Here is a 17,337-nt window from a genome sequence, read left to right on the forward strand (position 1 = left end):
CTCACGCACCATTGACCGCTACGGACAGCGACGTTAGCTTCCGGTCATGACATCGATGTCATCTCCGGGCTTCGCATCCGGAGCGCCGCGGCGGGAACCGGGCAGGTCAGTGGGCCGTCCGCGGCCCCGCCCGCAGCCGCTGCCGGTGAACCAGGTCGAGCACTTCTACCCGGGCGGCGACCGCATCGCCGCGCTACGCGGCCAGGGCGCGCCGGGCGGGCCGCGGCGTCCGGAGAAGTGGATCGCGTCGATGACCACGATGACATCGCAGACCGAGCGCGGCCTGTCCCGCCTGCCCGACGGCACGCGGCTGCGCGACGCCGTCGCCGCCGACCCCGTCGGCTGGCTCGGGCCCGAGCACGCCGCCCGCTTCGGTGCCTCCACCGAGCTGCTGGTCAAGCTGCTCGACCCGGGCGGGCGGCTCCCGGTGCACCTACACCCCGACCGGGCGTTCGCCCGCCGCCACCTGGGCCTGCCGCACGGCAAGACCGAGGCGTGGATCGTGCTCGGCGTCGATCCCGGCGCGCGGGTCCGCCTCGGCTTCGCCGAGCCCGTGCGGCTGCCCGAGGTGCGCGCTCTGGTGGACGCCGGCGACGCCGCCGGGCTGCTGGGGCTCATGCGCACCCTGGAGGTACGGCCCGGCGACGCCGTGCTCGTCCCGGCCGGGGTGCCGCACTCCATCGACGCCGGGGTGTTCCTGCTGGAGCTGCAGGAGCCGAGCGACCTGTCGATCCTGCTCGAAGCGGACGGGCTCGACCTGGACCCGCACCGCGAGGGCCACCTCGGCCTCGGCTTCGACGTGGCGCTGACGGCGCTGCGGCTGGACGCGCTCGGCGAGGACGAGCTCGGCACGCTCGTGGTGCCCGGCGAGAGATTGCACGCGTCAGGGCAGGCGGACCTGCTGCCGGTGGCGGCGTCGCCGTACTTCCGGGCGCACCGGCTGCGGGCCGGCGGGGCCGGATCGCCGGACGGCCCGGTCATCGACCCCGGTTTCGCGGTGCTGCTCGTGGTCGGGGGCGCGGGCCGGCTGGTGCCGGACGCCGGGGAGGAGGTCCCGCTGCGCCGGGGTGACGCGGTGGTGGTCCCGTACGCCTGCGGGCGGTGGCGGCTGGAAGGCGGGGAAGACACAGCAGGCGCGGCAGGCGGGGACGTCGGGGTCGAGGCGATCCTGTGCCGCCCGCCGTCGCCGGTGGAGGGACGATGACCGGGCTCTTCGTGGGCGTCGACGTCGGCACCACCCGCATCAAGGCCGTCGCCGTCGACACCGCGGGCAAGGAGCTCCAGTGCGCCGAGCGGCCGACGCCCTGGCGTCACGACGACTACCACGCCGAAACCGACCCGGCGCGGCTCGCCGAGCTGGCGGGCGCGGTCGCCGCCGAGGCCGCCGCCGCGTCGGCCGCCGAGCCGCGGGTGCTCGGCGTTGGGGTGACCGGCATGGCCGAGACCGGCGTGCTCGCCGACGCCGCCGACCGCCCGCTCGCCCCCGCGATCGCCTGGCACGACCCGCGCGGCGACGTGGAGACGATCCACCGCGAGCTGGGCGCGGAGGTCTTCCAGCGCACCACCGGCATGCGGGCCGGGCCGCTGCCGTCGCTGGCCAAGCTGCTGTGGCTGCGCCGCGAGCGGCCCGAGACCGCCGCCGCCGTCCGCTTCTACTCGGTCGGCGAGTGGGTGGTACGCCGCCTGGGCGGCGAACCGGTGGCGGAGCTGTCGCTGGCGAGCCGTACCGGCCTGCTCGATCTCGCCACGGCCCGCCCCTGGCCCGCCGCCGCCGAGCTGCTGGGCGGCCGCGTCCTGCTACCGGACCCGGTGGTGGCCGGTACGCCCGCCGGGCGCGCCGGGGGCGAGGACGTGCCCGCCGTCCTGCGCGGCGCGGTGCTCACCGTGGCCGGTCACGACCACCAGGTCGCCGCGTACGGCGTGGGGGCGGCGACCGACGGCGCGCTGTTCAACTCGCTGGGCACCGCCGAGGCGCTGGTCCGCACGGTGCGCCCGCCGCTGCCGCCCGAGCGCGTCGGCGCGCTCACCGAGCAGGGCATGAGCGTCGGCTGGCACGTGGTCGCCGGGCACCTGTGCGTGCTCACCGGCCTGCCCACCGGCCTGACGCTGGGCAGGATCGCCGCCCTGCTCGGCGTCACCACCGCCGAGGGCCGCGCCGAGCTGAGCCGCCGCGCGCTCGCCGAGCCGGGCGGCCACCCGACGCTGCGCCTGGTCGATCCGCGCGACGACCACTTCGGCCTCGCCGGGATCACCGACGACGTGACCCCACCCCGCCTGTGGCGCGCGGTCGCCGACGGCCTCGCCGACCACGCCGAGACGCTGCTCGGCCGCATCGACGCCCAGGTGGGCCCGTACCGGCGGGTGGTGGCCGCGGGCGGCTGGCTGCGCGACCCGGTCGTGCTCGCGGCCAAGCGGCGCCGCTTCCCCGCCATGCAGACCACCGCCATCGCCGAGCCGGGCGCGTACGGCGCGGCCCGCCTCGCGGCCGAGGCGGCGGGCATGCCGCTGACCACGACGGAGGGCTGACGACGGAGGGATGACGACGGAGGGATGATCATGCGCACCACGGCGGCCTCACGCGTGCCGTGCGGGCGAACATCGCCACCGAGTCGCTCATCGTCACCAAGGACAACCTGAACGACCCCGAGGTCAACAAGTACATCTACAAGGACAAGTGCTGATGGAAGGCGACAAGTGACCTCAAATATCGCCGCCCAGGGCCTCGATACCCGGCGCCTGGGCACGTTGCGGCGGATGAGCCGGCTCGCCGACCCGGGCGGCTTCCTCCTCGTCGCGGCGATCGATCATCCGGAGAACTACCTGGCGCTGTTCGACGCCGACATCAGCCGGGTCCCGCACGAGACCGTCGTGGCCTCGAAGCTGGAGCTGGTGGCGATGATGGCGCGGCATGCCTCCGCGCTGCTGCTCGACCCGGTGTGGTCGCTCGGCCAGGCCGTCCTCACCGGCGACCTGCCGGGCTCGGCGGGGCTGATCGCGCCGATCGAGCGGCTCGTGTACGCCCCGGGCACCCGGCTCGGCTGGGAGCTCGACGTACGGCCGCGACCGGGCTGGGGCGTGGAGAAGATCGCCGCCGTCGGCGCGGACGGCGCCAAGTTCCTGGTGTTCCACCGGGCCGAGCTGACCGAGGTGGCCGCCGCCCAGCGGGAGCTCGTGGCGGAGCTGGCCGCCGCCTGCCACGCGCACGGGCTCCCGCTGATCGTCGAGCCGCTGTGGTATCCCCTCGACGGCGAGGATCCGGCCGACGAGCGGGTGGCCCGCGCCCGCGAGGAGGCCATCGTCGCCGCCGCCGCGACGTTCGCCGACGCCGGGGCCGACGTCCTGAAGGTGCAGTTCCCCGGCCGGATCGGCACGGCCGGGGATCGCGCGTCCGCCCACGCGGCGGCGCGCGACCTCGACGCGGCGCTGCGGGTCCCGTGGGTGCTGCTCAGCGAGGGCGCGGGGTACGACGACTTCGTGGTGCAGATGGACATCTGCGCCCGCGCCGGGGCGAGCGGGTACATCGCCGGGCGGGCGGTGTGGGGCGACGCCGTGGGCCGGCTGCCCGACGCCGAGCGGCGGGCGGCGGTGATCCGCGCCGGGCAGCGGCTCGCCGCGCTCAACGACATCGTGCGCGCGCACGGCCGCCCGGCGATCGAGCGGCTGCCGACCGCCCAGGCCACCGCCGCGCTTCCTCCGAAATGGTATGAAAACAGCCGATACGGATGACCGCCGCCGACGCCACTTCACTAGGAGTCGCCTTGCTGATCGCCTCTCCCAACATCGCGGTGGACCGTACGGTCCGGCTGCCGGAGCTGCGGCCCGGCAGCGTGCAGCGCCCCTCCCGCGCCGTGGTGACGGCGGGCGGCAAGGGCCTCAACGTGAGCCGGGTGGCGGCGGCGTTCGGCCGGCGCGCCACGCTGGTGAGCTTCCTGCCGCAGACCGACGCGGCGCTGGTGGAGCGGCTGCTCGCGCCCGAGCCGGTGACCTTCACCGGCGTGCCGGTGCCGGGCGAGGCCCGGGTCGCCACCATCTACCTGGAGGACTCCGGCCGGGTGACGGTGCTCAACGAGCCGGGCCCGGCCGTGCCCGACGGCGGCTGGGATCGGTACGAGCGGGCGGTCGCCGACGAGCTGGCCCGGGGCGACCACCCCACCCTGGTGTGCTCGGGCAGCCTGCCCCCGGGCGCCCCCGACGACGGGTACGGCCGCCTGGTCGCGATCGGCCGCGGCGCCGGGGCCCGGGTGGTGGTGGACGCCTCCCGCGCCGCGCTCGCCGAGGCGTTACCGGCCGGCCCGGACGTGGTCACGCCGAACCTGGCGGAGGCCGAGCAGGTGCTGCACGGCCACGCCCACGAGTCGGTGGCCGAGACCGGCGACGACGTGCCCGACCGGGCCCGGCACGCGGTGCTGGAGCTGTGCCGCCGGGGCGCGCGCAGCGCCGCGGTGACGGCGGGCGCGGCGGGCACGGCGTACGGCGACGCGGACGGCGTCACGTGGGTGCCGACGGTGCCGGTGCGGGTCGCCAACCCGATCGGCGCGGGCGACTCGTTCGTGGCCGGGCTCGTGGAGGCGTTCGAGGAGGGCCGCTCGGGCGTGGACGCCGTCGTGTTCGCCGTCGCGACCGCCACCGCGTCGGTGGAGCAGGAGCTCGCCGGCGGCGTCGATCCGGCGCGGGCCCGCGAGCTCGCCGCCCGTCTGGCGGACGTCATGGCCGGCATCGCGGCGCGAACGGGGACCTGATGTCCCGCCGGCCCACGCTGCGCGACGTCTCGGCGATCGCCGGAGTGAGCCCGAAGACCGTCTCCCGCGTGGTCAACGCCGACCCCGGCGTGGCCCCGGCCACCGCGGAACGGGTGCGGGCGGCGATCCGCGAGCTCGGCTTCCGCCCCAACCCGGTGGCCCGCTCGCTGCGCGTCGGGCGCGACGACGCGATCGGCCTGGTGGTGGAGAACATCGCCGACCCGTTCTTCGCCGAGGTGACCGGCGCGATCGAAGAGGTGGCCCGCGAGCGCCGCATGTTCGTCATCGTCACCAGCTCCGGGTACGCGCCGGAGAACGAGCGGGTGGCGGTCGGCGGCCTCACCCACCGCCGCGTCGCCGGCGTCATCGTCACCCCGACCTCCGACGACCACTCCTACCTCGCCCGGACGCTGCCGAAGCTGCCCGCCGTGTTCGTGGACCGCCCGCCCATCCAGTACGAGGCGGACACCGTGCTCGCCGACAACGAGGGCGGCGCGTGGACGGCCACCACCCACCTGATCCGCCACGGCCACCGCCGCATCGCCTTCGTCGGCGACCGGCTGCACGTCTACACCACGCGGCTGCGCTACCAGGGCTTCCGCGCGGCGATGCTCGACGCCGGCATCCCGGTGGACGACCGCCTGGTCCGGGTGGACGCCACCGGCGCGCAGAACGCCACCGCCGAGACCCTCGACCTGCTGTCGGTCACGCCCGCCCCCACGGCGGTGATCTCGGCGAACGCCCGCAGCTCGCTCGGCGTCGTCCGCGCCCTCCACCTGGGCGGGCGTACCGACGTGGCGCACGTGAGCTTCGACGACTTCGCCGCCGCCGACTCGCTCAGCCCGCCGGTCACGGCCGTCTCCCAGGATCCGCGGCGGCTCGGCCGTACGGCGGCGGAGCTGCTGTTCGACCGCATCGGCGGCGAGTGCGGGCCGCCGCGCCGCGTGGTGCTGCCGGTGCGGCTCATCGTCCGCGGCTCCGGCGAGCTTCCCCCGGCGCGATAGGCCCCCAAATAGACCCCCGACTCAACCGAACGCGCTGGGCTAGATCGTCTCCGGCAGGCCGGACACCTGGCGCAGCCAGGGCTCGTAGCCGTCCCCGAAGGGCTCCCGACCCGAGCGCACCGCCTCAAGGAGCCAGGAGGCGGCGGTCTCGGCCCCGGCGACGATCTCGGGCGGATAGCCGTACTTCACCCGGTGCTCGGCGAACTCGTCCTGGTCGTCGAGGACGATCCGCCCGTCGTCGAAGCGCAGCACGTCGAGGTCGAGGTCGATGGCGGTGACCTCGTCGCCGTTCCAGCGGGGCGGGGTGGTGACGTCGCAGTAGACGCGCGTGGTCCTCGGCTGGGCGTTGAAGGACGCGGTCCACCACGCGCCGCGGGGGAACAGGATCACGAACGCGTGGTGCCACACCACCTCGGGCTCGTACCCGCGCCGCCCGATCGCCCCCGGCTCGCAGCCGACCCACCGGCCGTACTCGTCCTCGCCGAGGTAGCGGGCCGAATGATGCCAGTGCAGGCTGCCGTCGAACTTGCGGTAGACGACGCGGACGGATTGCGGCTCCATGTCTCCGGACTCTACGAGTCCCGGCCTGTTCCGATCCAACGAGTTTCGGCATGCGGGACGGCCCCGGGGCGACCTGGGGAGAGCGGCCGGTCAGGCCAGGCGTCGCGCGCCGGGCGAGGGCACCGCGGGCAGGAAGCGCGGCGCGGCGAATTCGCGCTCGCGGTAGGCGCGGCTCACCTCGTCCCGCACGCCGTCCACGCGGTCGGCGGGCACCAGGGCGATCGCCGAGCCGCCGAAGCCGCCGCCGGTCATCCGCGCGCCCCGCGCGCCGCCGCGCACCGCCGCCTCCACCGCCACGTCGAGTTCGGGGCTCGACACCTCGAACTGGTCGCGCAGCGACAGGTGGGAGGCGTTGAGCAGGGCCCCGACCTCGGCCACGGCCCCGGCCCGCAGCAGCCCGACCGTGGCCTCGACCCGGTGGTTCTCGGTGACGACGTGCTGGACGCGCTTGCGTTCGTCGCCGGTGAGCCGGGCGAGGGCCGCCGCCAGGTCGGTGACGTCCCGCAGCGCCGCCACGCCCAGCCGCTTGGCGGCGTTCTCGCAGTCCTGGCGCCGCCGGGCGTACTGGCCGTCGGCGAGCTCGTGGTGCACCCCGGTGTCGATGATCATGAAGGTGTATCCGGCGGCGGACACGTCCAGCGGCACGTTGCGGTGGCCGAGGGAGCGGCAGTCGAGGAACAGCGCGTGCCCCTCGGCGGAAAGCGCGGACGCCGCCTGGTCCATGATCCCACACGGCATGCCGACGAACTCGTTCTCGGCCCGCTGCGCCAGCCTGGCGAGCGTCATCCGGTCCAGGCCCAGGCCGTACAGCTCGTCGAGGGCGACGGCGACCGACACCTCGAGCGCGGCGCTCGAGGACAGCCCCGCGCCGCGCGGCACGTCCCCGTCGAGCACGATGTCGGCGCCGCCCACGTCGTGCCCGGCGTCCCGCAGCGCCCACACCACGCCGGCCGCGTACCGGACCCAGCCCTCGGCCCGGTCCAGGTCGGTGAGCGTGTACGCCTCGTCCGGTGCCTGCAGCGACCGGATGGCGACCACGCCGTCGTCGCGGCGCGCGACCGCGGCGGACACGCCCCACGGCAGCGCGAACGGCAGCACGAAGCCGTCGTTGTAGTCGGTGTGCTCGCCGATCAGGTTGACCCTGCCCGGCGCGTGCCAGACCCCCTCCGGGGCACGGCCGTGGGCGGCGAGGAAGGCGTCGGCGACTCGCATGACGTGCGGCCTTTCGTCAATGATGTCGGCACTCGGTGGTGGCGGCTACCAATTCTCGCCGGTGATGCGCTCGTACGCCTCGACGTACCGCTGCCGGGTGATCTCCACGATCTCCGGCGGCACCTCCGGCGCGGGCTCGGTCTTGTCCCAGCCGGTGCTGGTGGCCCAGTCCCGCAGGTACTGCTTGTCGAAGGCGAACTGCGGCCCGCCCGGCCGCCAGTCCTCCGCGGGCCAGAAGCGGGAGGAGTCAGAGGTGAGCACCTCGTCGCCGAGGGTCAGCTCGCGCTCGGCCGACCAGCCGAACTCCAGCTTGGTGTCGGCGACGATGATCCCCCGCTCGGCGGCGATCGTTGCGCCCCGCCGGTAGACCTCCAGGGTGAGCCGCCGCAGCTCGCGCGCCACATCGGCGCCCACGCCCCGGGCGACCTGCTCGTAGGTGACGAACTCGTCGTGCGCGCCGAGCGCCGCCTTGGTGGTCGGGGTGAAGATCGGCTCGGGCAGCCGCGACCCCTCCACGAGCCCGGCCGGCAGCGGCACCCCCGAGATCGCCCCGTCGCGCTCGTACTCCTTCAGCCCGCCGCCCGCCAGGTAGCCGCGCGCGATGCACTCCACCGGGATCATCTCCAGCCTCCGGCACCGGATGGCCCGCCCGGCGAACTCGGCCGGCACGTCGTCGGCGGAGATCACGTGGTTGGGCACGACGTCGGCGAGCCGCTCGAACCACCACAGCGACAGCCGGGTGAGCGCCCGGCCCTTGTCCGGTATCGGCGTGGGCAGGATGACGTCGTAGACCGACACCCGGTCCGACGCCACCAGCAGGATGTCCCCCCGGTCCTCGTAGACGTCGCGGACCTTGCCCGAGTGGAGAAGCCGCACGATGCCCCCCTGCGCTGCGATCGGCTGTCGACGGCGGGCAGCGGACCCGCCAGGGCAACCGTACTAGGAGGGCAGCGGCGGGAAGTCGGGGGCACGGCGCTCCACGAAGCTGGAGACGCCCTCGGCGAAGTCCGGGCGGGCGAACGATTGGAGCATCTCGCGCACGGCGTCGTCGCGGGACTCCTCCAGCGTCCGGGACCAGTCGCCCCAGACCTGCCGCTTGATCACGGCCATCGACGTGGGCGAGCTGTGCCGGGCCAGGTCCCAGGCGTACGCGAGGGTCTCCTGCATGAGCCGTTCCCCCGGTACGGCCCGCCGGGCCAGCCCGAGCGCGGCGGCCTCGGCCCCCGTGAAGGTGCGCCCGGACAGCAGCAGGTCCATCGCCACGGCGTGCCCGGCGATCCGGGGCAGGATCCAGGCGAGGCCGTACTCGGCGATGAGGCCGCGCCGCGCGAACGCGGTGGTCCACTTGGCGTCCTCGGCGGTGAACACCAGGTCGCAGACGAGGGCGTGCACCATGCCCAGCCCGGCGCAGGCGCCGTTGACGGCGGCGATGATCGGCTTGCGGATCGTGATGGGGAAGGTGGTGGGGCGTTTGTCGGTCTCGCCGTCGTACGTCCCGTCCTGGATGCTGTGCAGCGCCGCGAAGTCGGCCCCCGCGCAGAAGCCGCGCCCGGCCCCGGTGACCACGATGACGCGGACGGCCGGGTCGCGGTCGGCCTCCTCCAGCAGGTCGAAGTAGCGCCGTCCCATCTCGTCGGTCCAGGCGTTGAGCCGGTCCGGCCGGTTGAAGGCGAGCGTCAGCACGCCCTTGTTGAGCGAGTCCAGCACGAGATCGGACATCGGCCACCTCCCCTATCCGAATAATGTTCTACACCAACTCGGCGGGGAAGGTCACCTGCCCGGAGACTTCCGGAACTCTCCGGAACCTCCCGGATCTTCGCGAAAGCCCACGAGACCCCGCGAGCCCCTGGGAAACCCCCGGAAACGCCGAAGCCCCGGAGGATATCCGGGGCTTCGGCCAGGTGGCTCCCGCGATAGGACTCGAACCTATAACCTGCCGGTTAACAGCCGGACGCTCTGCCGATTGAGCTACGCGGGATCGACGCACTTCGGAGCGGGGGCGGGCCCCCGTCCTGCGGTGCGTGACTAGATTAGCGCACTCCGAGGGGTGCATGTCGCATCCATTTCGAGGGGAGGAGCCGCCAGCGGCGGGTAGGGGGCTGGTTACCGGGATATGCCGGTTTTACTTGGAGGTGGGAAGCATGCGCTATCGAGTGGTGTTCATCGTCGGCCTCGCGGTCGGCTACGTGCTGGGCACGCGGGCGGGCCGGGAGCGCTACGAGCAGATCAAACGGCTCGCACAGCGCGTCGCCGACAACCCCAAGGTGCAGGAGGCCGCCGGCCTCGTCGGCGCCCGCGCGTCCCAGGTGGCGTCGAAGGCCAAGGACCGGGTCGGCGAGAAGATGCCCTTCATCCCCTCGGCCCGGAGCGACAATTCGGCGGGCGGCGGCCCCGGCAACGGTCTCACGCCGACGGCGAGGGTCGGCACACCGACCACCGAGCGGGGCGGCTCGACCCTCTGACGTCCGCGGGTGCGCCGTGCGGACATCGCGGGTACTCGGCGAGGGCTAGACGCCCAGGCTGCGCCGCACGTCCTCCAGCGCCTGCTCGGCGAGGGCGCGCAGCCCGGGGTCGGCGGGATCCAGGCCCTGGTCGAAGACGAGGTCCCAGCGCAGATCGGGGCCGTCGGCGCCCGGCGTCCGCCGGGCCACCAGGCGCACCCCGCCCCGGTCGCCGAGCCGTACGTGGCGGCTGGCGACGATCGACCAGGTGACGCGCTCCTTGATCGTCTCAGGCAGCAGCCCCGGCTCGGGCACGGCGGCCCGATGCGCGGACCCGTCGGTCCCGGTGACGAGCAGCCCGGTCTCCTCCCACCGCGCGTGCTCGATCAGGTGCCAGCCGATCCGCACCCCGGCGGGCAGGTGCAGCGCGCGGTCGGTGGCCACCACGTACCCGCCGTCGGCCGTGGCGGCGTGGGACAGCACCCGCTCCCCCGGCTCAAGGTCCAGGGCGGCGCGGACGGCGGCGGGCAGCTTCGGGCGGAACAGGCGCATGTGCCGACGCTACCCGGTCGGCACGCCGCCGGGCGCGAGCAGGTCGAGGGTGAGCGCGGCCGAGCTGGAGAAGTCCCGGCATCCCCGCCCGGAGCCGTCGAAGGGGTCGAAGCACTCCCGGAACCCGGACTGCCGCACCAGCCGCAGCGTCGTGGCCCCCAGGGTCGCCGCCAGCGTCTCGCGCCCGTGCGCGAGCGCCGCCTGCCGTACCAGCCAGTTCGCGCTCACCCAGGACGGCCCCCGCCAGTAGCGTGCGCGGTCGAACTCCACCGCCCTGATCTCACAGCTCGGCACCGGATATCCGGCGGCCCCCATGAACCGGGGCGACTCCAGCAGGTCGGCGAGCGCGTCCACCACGTGCGCGGGCATGCCCGGGTCGAGCATCGGCCCGAACCCACCGATCGTCCGCACCGGAATCGTCCGGTCCGCCCGCAGGTCCCGCGCGAGGAACCCCCCGTCGGCGGCGTCCCACAGCCGCGCCAGCAGCGCACCGCGGATCCGCTCGGCCGCCTCCTCGTACGGCCCCGCCCCCGCGCCCGCCACCTCGGCGAGCCGCGTCATGGCCCACGTCGAGGCGAGCCACACCCCGTTGAAGAACGGGTCCTCCACGGCGAACGGATGCTCGGCGCGCAGATACGCCGGGTCGTACCCGGCGTCGCGGTACCGCAGGGCGAGCCAGACGTACCGGTCCTCGTGCACCCCGGCCCGGAACGGCAGCGCGGCCAGCGGCGCGTCCCACGCCGGGCTGTCGTCCATGCCCGACTCCCACGGATGCACGATCGCGGCCAGGCCCGCCCCGCCGAGGTCCCGGCTGCCGCTGAGATACCGATGCTGGGCGGCCAGGTGCGGCCACACCCGCCGCACGAACCCGGCGGTCTCCTCGCAGGGGCACCGCCGCCAGATCCGCCACACCACGTACGCCTGCAGCGGCGGCTGGGTCAGCCCCGAGGTCGCCACCCCGGCGGGCGCGGCCGGGCAGTCGGCCGACCGCCACACGGCCGGGCCGGGGAAGTAGCCGTCGCCCGGCCGGAACACGATGTGCGGGATCATCCCGTCCCGCCACTGCGCCGTCAGCAGGCCGGTCAGCTCGGCGCGGGCGCGGGCGGTCCGTTCGGGGCGGGCGGCGAGGCCGGCGGCCACCAGGGTGGAGTCGAGGTTCCACTGATGCGGGTAGAGGCCCGGCGCGGGCACGGTGGCCGAACCTGTCCAGTTCGCGTCGAGCACCGCCAGGGCGGCCCGCCCGAGCGCGGCGTCGTCGACCGCGAGTCGAGCGTCCACACCAGCAGTCTTGCCGCGAATCGGCAGGTAAACAAGGGCTGAGGGCATGTACGACATTCAGCGAAAAGTCGTACATGCCCTCCAAGCCGCTACTCGAGATAGTCGCGCAGCATCTGCGCCCGAGTCGGGTGGCGCAGTTTGGCGAGCGTCTTGGACTCGATCTGCCGGATGCGCTCCCGGGTCACGCCGAACTCGCGGCCGACCTCCTCCAGCGTCCGCGGATGGCCGTCGGAGAGCCCGAACCGCAACTGGATGATGCGCTGCTCACGCTCGGACAACGTGGCCAGGATGTCGTCGAGCTGGTCCTGCAGCATGATGAAGGCCGCCGCCTCCATCGGCACCACCGCGTCGGCGTCCTCGATGAAGTCGCCGAGGTCGGAGTCCTCCTCGCCGATGGGCGACTGGAGCGACACCGGCTCCTGCGCGATGCGCTGGATCTCCACGACCCGGTCCACCGGCAGGTCCATCTCCAGCGCGATCTCCTCGGGGGTGGGCTCGCGGCCGAGATCCTGGTGGAGCTGCCGCTGCACGCGCACGAGTTTGTTGATCGTCTCGACCATGTGCACCGGAATTCGAATCGTCCGGGCCTGGTCGGCGATCGCCCGCGTGATCGCCTGGCGGATCCACCAGGTGGCGTACGTGGAAAACTTGTAGCCCTTCGTGTAGTCGAATTTCTCGACCGCGCGAATGAGGCCGAGATTGCCCTCCTGGATCAGGTCCAGGAACAGCATGCCGCGGCCCACGTACCGTTTGGCGATCGACACCACCAGCCGCAGGTTGGCCTCGATCAGACGCTGCTTGGCGCGCACGCCCTCCCAGACCAGCTCCTCAAGCTCGGGCATCGGCCGACGGCCGGCGGCGCACAGCCGGTCCTCGGCGAACAGACCCGCCTCGATGGACTTGGCGAGCTCCACCTCCTCCTCGGCGGTCAGCAGGGGCACCCGCCCGATCTCCCGCAGATAGATGCGGACCAGGTCGCTGGTCGGAGCCCGTCTGCCGAGGTCTTCCTCCTCGGCCCGGACCGTGTCATCCTCGGCTTGCGGTTCGAGCACCTCCACGCCGTTGTCGGCGAGCATCCGCACGACGCGCTCAAGCGCGTCCGCGGGAAGCTCGGAGCGGTCGAGCGCGGCGGCCACGTCGTCGACGGTGACGCTTCCACGCTCCCTTCCTCTCGCCATCAGATCGGCCACCTGATCAACCGCCGGCGGCCCACTCGTTGGCAACACCGATGCACCCACGGAACACAGTCTGCGCTATAAGGACGGCAAAACGGCAGACCCATTTTTGTCACCGAAGGTAAGGGATCACCATTACCGAATTGAGACCGGGAAAGATGTTTGCCAAATCCGGTGAATGGAAAGGGGGATTAATTACGCCCCGGTGGCGCGATCGCGCAGCACCCGCCGCTGCTGTTCGAGCGCGACCAGCTCGCCGAACAGGCGGTTGTACTCCTGCCGCTCGTCCACCGGGTTGAGCCGCTCCATGCGGGCCTTGATCTGCACCAGGGCGCGGGTCACCGCGATCTCGCCGAGACCGGCGAGCGTCGCGGAGGCGTAGCGCTCCTCGCTGTCCAGGCTGGTGGCGATCGGCTCGACGGCCAGGCGCGTCACCATCGCCCGCGTGTTCTCGTCCGGGGCGGCGGCGAGCAGCCGGTCCACCCACGGCTGCCCGCCGGGGCCCGCCGAGACGGTGCCCCCGGCGGCCATGACGAGCTCGTACAGGGCCGCGTGCTGGGCCACGCTGAAGGCCTCCGCGCCGAGCGCGTCGAACTCCGGCCCCATCAGCGCCGGGCGCTGCACGGCGAGCTTGAGCGTCTCCAGCTCGACCCGCACCGCCGGGTTGGACAGGTCGGCCACCGGCCGCGGCGCCCTGGCGCGCGGGGCGGGGCGGCCGTGCGCCCGCGCCGTCACCTCCTGCACCCGCCGCAGCACGAGCTGCTCGTCCATGAACCCCAGCCAGCGGTCCAGATCGACGGCGTAGCGCTTGCGCAGCGCGGTGTCCTTGATCGCGGCGACCATCGGCGCCGCGGCGTCGAGCGCGGCGATCCTCCCCTCGTTGGTACGCAGGTCGAAGCGCGAGATGGCGCTGCGGATGGCGAAGGCGAACAGCGGCTCGCGGCTGGCGATCAGGTCGCGCACGGCGGCGTCGCCCTGCTTGACCCGCAGGTCGCAGGGGTCGAGCCCGTCGGACTGCACGGCGACGAAGGTCTGGGTGACGAAGCGCTGCTCCTCGGTGAAGGCGCGCAGCGCCGCCTTCTGCCCGGCCGAGTCGCCGTCGAACGTGAAGATCACCTCGCCGCGGAACTCGTCCTGGTCGAGCAGGAGCCGCCGGAGGATCTTGACGTGCTTCTCGCCGAAGGCGGTGCCGCAGGTGGCGACCGCGGTGGGCACCCCGGCCAGGTGGCAGGCCATCACGTCGGTGTACCCCTCGACGATCACGGCCTGGGAGCGCCGGGAGATCTCTCGTTTGGCCAGGTCGACGCCGTACAGCACCGAGCCCTTCTTGTAGATGGGGGTCTCGGGGGTGTTGAGGTATTTCGGCCCCTCGTCGGCGTCGTTGAGCTTGCGCGCGCCGAAGCCGATGACGTCGCCGGTGATGTCGCGGATGGGCCACACGAGCCGCCCGCGGAACCGGTCGATCGGGCCCCGGCGGCCCTCCTTGGCGAGCCCACCCTTGATCAGCTCGGCGGTGGTGAACCCGCGGGCGAGCAGGTGCCGCGACAGCGCCTCCCACCCGGCCGGCGCGTAGCCGACACCGAAGTGCTCGGCGTCCACCCGCTCGAACCCGCGCTCGGCGAGGAAGCGGCGGGCGGGCGCGGCGTCGGGCGAGGAGAGCTGCTCGGCGTAGAACTCGGCGGCGGCCCGGTGCGCCTCGATGAGGCGGGTGCGCTCGCCCTGCTCCCGCCCCGGCACGTAGCCGCCCTGCTCGTAGCGGAGCTGGATGCCCGCCCGCTGCGCGAGCCGTTCGACCGCCTCGGTGAACGACAGGTGCTCCATCTCGCGGACGAAGGTGATGACGTCGCCGCCCGCGCCGCAGCCGAAGCAGTAGTAGTAGCCCCGCGCGGGGGTGACGTTGAACGACGGCGACTTCTCGTCGTGGAAGGGGCACAACCCCTTGAGGTTGCCACCCCCCGCGTTGCGAAGCTGAATGTGCTCACCCACCACGTCGGCGATCGGTGAGCGCTCCCGCACGAGAGCGATGTCCTCGTCACTGATGCGCCCGGCCACGGTGGCGAGTCTATTCGCCGCATCCGCCTCAGTGATGCCGTACCGCAACCAATCGGTTGTGAGAACCGGTCGTATGCGGATGAATGGTCCGTTAGAAATGAGGGGTCCAAGCACAGCACGGCTGACACGGCCCTGACTGGGGGAGTTCATGCGTTCGGGGAGAGTGACCGCGTTCGCGGGCCTGGTCCTGCTGACCGCGGGTTGCACCACGTCCGCCGGTGTCCCCGGGATCAGCACGGTGCCGCCCGCTCCCCCGGCACAGGACACGATCGTCTCCGCGGCGACGGCGGGCCCCGACGACGGCCAGTCCTTCAGGACCTCCCCCAGCGGCGCGCCCGGCGCCACGCCCCTGCCGACCCCCGGCGTCGGCGACGACCCCGTGCGGGTGCCGCCGCCGAAGCTGTCGTCGCACACCTACGTCTTCCCGGTGGCGGGCTGCAAGGTCACCTACGCCCGCAAGCTGCTGGTCCTGCCGAAATCGACGATCTGGGCGAAGAAGGGCTGCCGGTTCGTCGCCCCCATCGACGGCACCGTGCACGAGGTCAACGCAGAGGACCGGTGGCGCTCGTCCACCGACCGGGGGCCCGACCGCGAGGGCCGGTTCGTCGCGATCATCGGCGCGGACGGCGTGCGCTACCTGGGCGGCCACCTCGACTCGATCGCCGACGGCATCCGCCCCGGCGTGAAGGTGAAGGCCGGTCAGGTGCTCGGCCGGGTGGGCAACTCCGGCAACGCCGCCGGCGGCGCCCCCAACCTGTACTTCGCCGTCTCCTGGGAGTCCCCGGCGGGCTACTGGTGGGTACGGCGCGGCATGGTGAAGCCGTGGAAGTACCTGGACGCCTGGTTCGACGGCAACCGCACCTACTCGCCGCGCAAGGAGATGCTCGACCTGCGCAAGCGCATGGGCGCGACGCCGCAGTGCACGGTGCTGTGCACCGGGAAGCAGCCGACGCCGACCCCCACGAGCAAGCCCAAGCCGAAGCCCACCCGCAGCCCGGATGACGAGCCGGTCTTCATCGAGGACTGAGGCGGCGAGGCCGGGCGTCCCGCGCCCGGCCTCCGGCCCGCCAGGTCCTCCCTACACCTGCCCTTCCTACACCTGCCCGCCCTACACCTGGTCGAGCGGCACCTCGGGGTCGGAGAGCCGCTTGACGTCCACCGAGCGCCCGGCGCGGATCAGCGCCTGCACGTCGCCGACGACGTCCCAGACGTTCACGTTCATCCCCGCGACCACGCTGCCGCCGCGCAGCCAGAAGGCGATGAACTCCAGGCGCTCCACCGAGCCGCGGTAGACCACCTCGTCGTGTCCGGTGATGTCGCCGCTGAACTCCATGCCGAGCTCGAACTGGTCGCTGTAGAAGTACGGCACGCGGTCGTAGACCACCTCGCGCCCGAGCATCGCCCGCGCCGCCGCCGGGCCGCCGTTGAGGGCGTTGGCCCAGTGCTCGACCCGGACGCGCCGCCCGAGCAGCGGGTTGAACGACTCGGCGAGGTCTCCGGCGGCCCAGATCGCCGGGTCGGAGGTGCGCAGCGAGGCGTCGGTGACCACGCCGTCGGCGACCTCGAGGCCCGCGCTCCGCGCCAGCTCGACGTTCGGCGTGACGCCGATGCCGACCACGACCTCGTCGGCGCGCAGCACGTCCCCGGTGGACAGCACGGCCTCCCGGACGGTGCTGTCGCCGCGCAGCCCGGTGACGGCCGCCCCGAACCGGAACCGCACGCCGTGGCGCTCGTGCAGCGCCTGGAACACGCGGCCCACCTCCGGCCCGAGCACCCGGTACAGCGGCGCCGGGTCCGGCTCGACCACGGTCACCTCGCACCCGGCGAGCCGCGCCGCCGCCGCGGTCTCCAGCCCGATCCAGCCCGCCCCGGCGATCACCACCTCGCCGCCGTGCGCGAACGCGGCGCGCAGCGCCTGGCTGTCGGCGATCGTGCGCAGGTAGTGCACCCCCGCCAGGTCCGTGCCCGGCACCGGCAGCGGGCGCGGCGTCGCCCCCGTGGCCAGCAGCAGCGACTCGTACGGCTCCCGCGACCCGTCGGCGAGCACCACCTCCCGCGCGTCCCGGTCGATCGCCGCGGCGGCCACGCCGAGCCGCAGCTCGACGCCCTTGTCCTCGTACCAGGCCGCGTCGTGCACGTACACCGAGCCCAGCTCGGCGGTGCCCTGCAGGTAGCCCTTCGACAGCGGCGGCCGCTCGTAGGGCAGCTCCTGCTCGGCGCCGATCAGGACGACCCGCCCGGTGTATCCCTCCTCCCGCAGGGTCTCGGCGGCCTTGGCCCCCGCGAGTCCCGCTCCGATGATCACAATCGTCATGGTCGCTCC

At 73.6% G+C, this 17,337-nt stretch carries 16 protein-coding genes and 1 tRNA gene; 7 read left to right on the forward strand and 10 right to left on the reverse strand.

The genetic code is table 11. From position 1 onward, the window contains the following. Positions 1–145: 145 nt before the first annotated feature. The 5 genes from AB0K60_RS11060 to AB0K60_RS11080 all read left to right on the forward strand — a co-directional run bounded on the left by AB0K60_RS11060 (position 146) and on the right by AB0K60_RS11080 (position 5,743). A complete protein-coding gene (locus AB0K60_RS11060; RefSeq protein ID WP_364051445.1) occupies positions 146–1,204 on the forward strand; it encodes a mannose-6-phosphate isomerase in 1,059 nt (352 codons plus the stop codon). Continuing rightward, a complete protein-coding gene (locus AB0K60_RS11065) occupies positions 1,201–2,526 on the forward strand; it encodes an FGGY family carbohydrate kinase (protein WP_364051448.1) in 1,326 nt (441 codons plus the stop codon). The genes AB0K60_RS11060 and AB0K60_RS11065 overlap by 4 nt, the downstream gene beginning before the upstream one ends. Positions 2,527–2,694: 168 nt before the next feature. Then, positions 2,695–3,726 carry a hypothetical protein gene (locus AB0K60_RS11070; protein ID WP_364051451.1) on the forward strand — a complete coding sequence of 344 codons (1,032 nt, stop codon included), beginning with the start codon at positions 2,695–2,697 and terminating at the stop codon, positions 3,724–3,726. A 32-nt stretch (positions 3,727–3,758) separates the two neighbouring features. Next, positions 3,759–4,739, forward strand: a complete 981-nt coding sequence (locus AB0K60_RS11075) for a hexose kinase (protein ID WP_364051454.1) — start codon at positions 3,759–3,761, stop codon at positions 4,737–4,739. Continuing rightward, on the forward strand, positions 4,739–5,743 hold the full coding sequence (locus AB0K60_RS11080) for a LacI family DNA-binding transcriptional regulator (protein ID WP_364051457.1): 1,005 nt from the start codon (positions 4,739–4,741) through the stop codon (positions 5,741–5,743). Before AB0K60_RS11075 ends, AB0K60_RS11080 begins: the two co-directional genes overlap by 1 nt. 39 nt (positions 5,744–5,782) lie before the next feature. On the opposite strand, the gene AB0K60_RS11085 is transcribed toward AB0K60_RS11080, so the two are convergent. The 5 genes from AB0K60_RS11085 to AB0K60_RS11105 form a co-directional block, all read right to left on the reverse strand. Beyond that, positions 5,783–6,304, reverse strand: a complete 522-nt coding sequence (locus AB0K60_RS11085) for a DUF402 domain-containing protein (protein ID WP_364051460.1) — start codon at positions 6,302–6,304, stop codon at positions 5,783–5,785. A 90-nt stretch (positions 6,305–6,394) separates the two neighbouring features. After that, a complete protein-coding gene (gene galK, locus AB0K60_RS11090) occupies positions 6,395–7,516 on the reverse strand; it encodes a galactokinase (RefSeq protein ID WP_364051463.1) in 1,122 nt (373 codons plus the stop codon). 45 nt (positions 7,517–7,561) lie between these two features. Then, on the reverse strand, positions 7,562–8,392 hold the full coding sequence (locus tag AB0K60_RS11095; RefSeq protein ID WP_364051466.1) for a phosphoribosylaminoimidazolesuccinocarboxamide synthase: 831 nt from the start codon (positions 8,390–8,392) through the stop codon (positions 7,562–7,564). Between the two features lie 63 nt (positions 8,393–8,455). Next, complete coding sequence (locus tag AB0K60_RS11100) at positions 8,456–9,235, reverse strand: enoyl-CoA hydratase-related protein (protein ID WP_364051469.1); 780 nt, start codon at positions 9,233–9,235, stop codon at positions 8,456–8,458. Between the two features lie 183 nt (positions 9,236–9,418). Continuing rightward, a tRNA-Asn gene (locus AB0K60_RS11105) sits at positions 9,419–9,494 on the reverse strand. Between the two features lie 163 nt (positions 9,495–9,657). Here AB0K60_RS11105 and AB0K60_RS11110 point away from each other — a divergent pair. Then, a complete protein-coding gene (locus tag AB0K60_RS11110; RefSeq protein ID WP_364051472.1) occupies positions 9,658–9,978 on the forward strand; it encodes a YtxH domain-containing protein in 321 nt (106 codons plus the stop codon). 45 nt (positions 9,979–10,023) lie between these two features. Here AB0K60_RS11110 and AB0K60_RS11115 read toward each other — a convergent pair whose 3' ends face one another. From AB0K60_RS11115 to dnaG, 4 genes are all read right to left on the reverse strand, one after another. Beyond that, positions 10,024–10,509, reverse strand: coding sequence for a hypothetical protein (locus AB0K60_RS11115; RefSeq protein WP_364051475.1), 486 nt, complete (start codon positions 10,507–10,509; stop codon positions 10,024–10,026). Between the two features lie 9 nt (positions 10,510–10,518). Continuing rightward, complete coding sequence (locus tag AB0K60_RS11120) at positions 10,519–11,787, reverse strand: hypothetical protein (RefSeq protein WP_364051478.1); 1,269 nt, start codon at positions 11,785–11,787, stop codon at positions 10,519–10,521. An 89-nt stretch (positions 11,788–11,876) separates the two neighbouring features. Further along, on the reverse strand, positions 11,877–13,013 hold the full coding sequence (gene rpoD / locus AB0K60_RS11125; protein WP_364051481.1) for an RNA polymerase sigma factor RpoD: 1,137 nt from the start codon (positions 13,011–13,013) through the stop codon (positions 11,877–11,879). A 144-nt stretch (positions 13,014–13,157) separates the two neighbouring features. Then, positions 13,158–15,014, reverse strand: a complete 1,857-nt coding sequence (gene dnaG / locus AB0K60_RS11130; RefSeq protein WP_364051484.1) for a DNA primase — start codon at positions 15,012–15,014, stop codon at positions 13,158–13,160. Positions 15,015–15,162: 148 nt separating this feature from the next. On the opposite strand from dnaG, the gene AB0K60_RS11135 reads away from it, so the two are divergent. Next, entirely contained in the window at positions 15,163–16,041 is an 879-nt protein-coding gene (locus AB0K60_RS11135) for a M23 family metallopeptidase (RefSeq protein WP_364051487.1), read from the forward strand. Positions 16,042–16,122: 81 nt separating this feature from the next. Here AB0K60_RS11135 and AB0K60_RS11140 read toward each other — a convergent pair whose 3' ends face one another. After that, complete coding sequence (locus AB0K60_RS11140; protein WP_364051490.1) at positions 16,123–17,328, reverse strand: FAD-dependent oxidoreductase; 1,206 nt, start codon at positions 17,326–17,328, stop codon at positions 16,123–16,125. Between the last annotated feature and the right edge of the window lie 9 nt (positions 17,329–17,337).

The organism is Thermopolyspora sp. NPDC052614 (assembly GCF_040678635.1).
Lineage (GTDB): Bacteria > Actinomycetota > Actinomycetes > Streptosporangiales > Streptosporangiaceae > Thermopolyspora.

Coding starts and splice junctions, on each gene's coding strand:
- AB0K60_RS11065 (WP_364051448.1), top strand. CDS start 1,201: ATGACCGGGCTCTTCGTGGGCGTCGACGTCGGCACCACCCGCATCAAG.
- AB0K60_RS11080 (WP_364051457.1), top strand. CDS start 4,739: ATGTCCCGCCGGCCCACGCTGCGCGACGTCTCGGCGATCGCCGGAGTG.
- AB0K60_RS11085 (WP_364051460.1), bottom strand. CDS start 6,304: ATGGAGCCGCAATCCGTCCGCGTCGTCTACCGCAAGTTCGACGGCAGC.
- galK (WP_364051463.1), bottom strand. CDS start 7,516: ATGCGAGTCGCCGACGCCTTCCTCGCCGCCCACGGCCGTGCCCCGGAG.
- AB0K60_RS11100 (WP_364051469.1), bottom strand. CDS start 9,235: ATGTCCGATCTCGTGCTGGACTCGCTCAACAAGGGCGTGCTGACGCTC.
- AB0K60_RS11110 (WP_364051472.1), top strand. CDS start 9,658: ATGCGCTATCGAGTGGTGTTCATCGTCGGCCTCGCGGTCGGCTACGTG.
- AB0K60_RS11115 (WP_364051475.1), bottom strand. CDS start 10,509: ATGCGCCTGTTCCGCCCGAAGCTGCCCGCCGCCGTCCGCGCCGCCCTG.
- AB0K60_RS11135 (WP_364051487.1), top strand. CDS start 15,163: ATGCGTTCGGGGAGAGTGACCGCGTTCGCGGGCCTGGTCCTGCTGACC.
- AB0K60_RS11140 (WP_364051490.1), bottom strand. CDS start 17,328: ATGACGATTGTGATCATCGGAGCGGGACTCGCGGGGGCCAAGGCCGCC.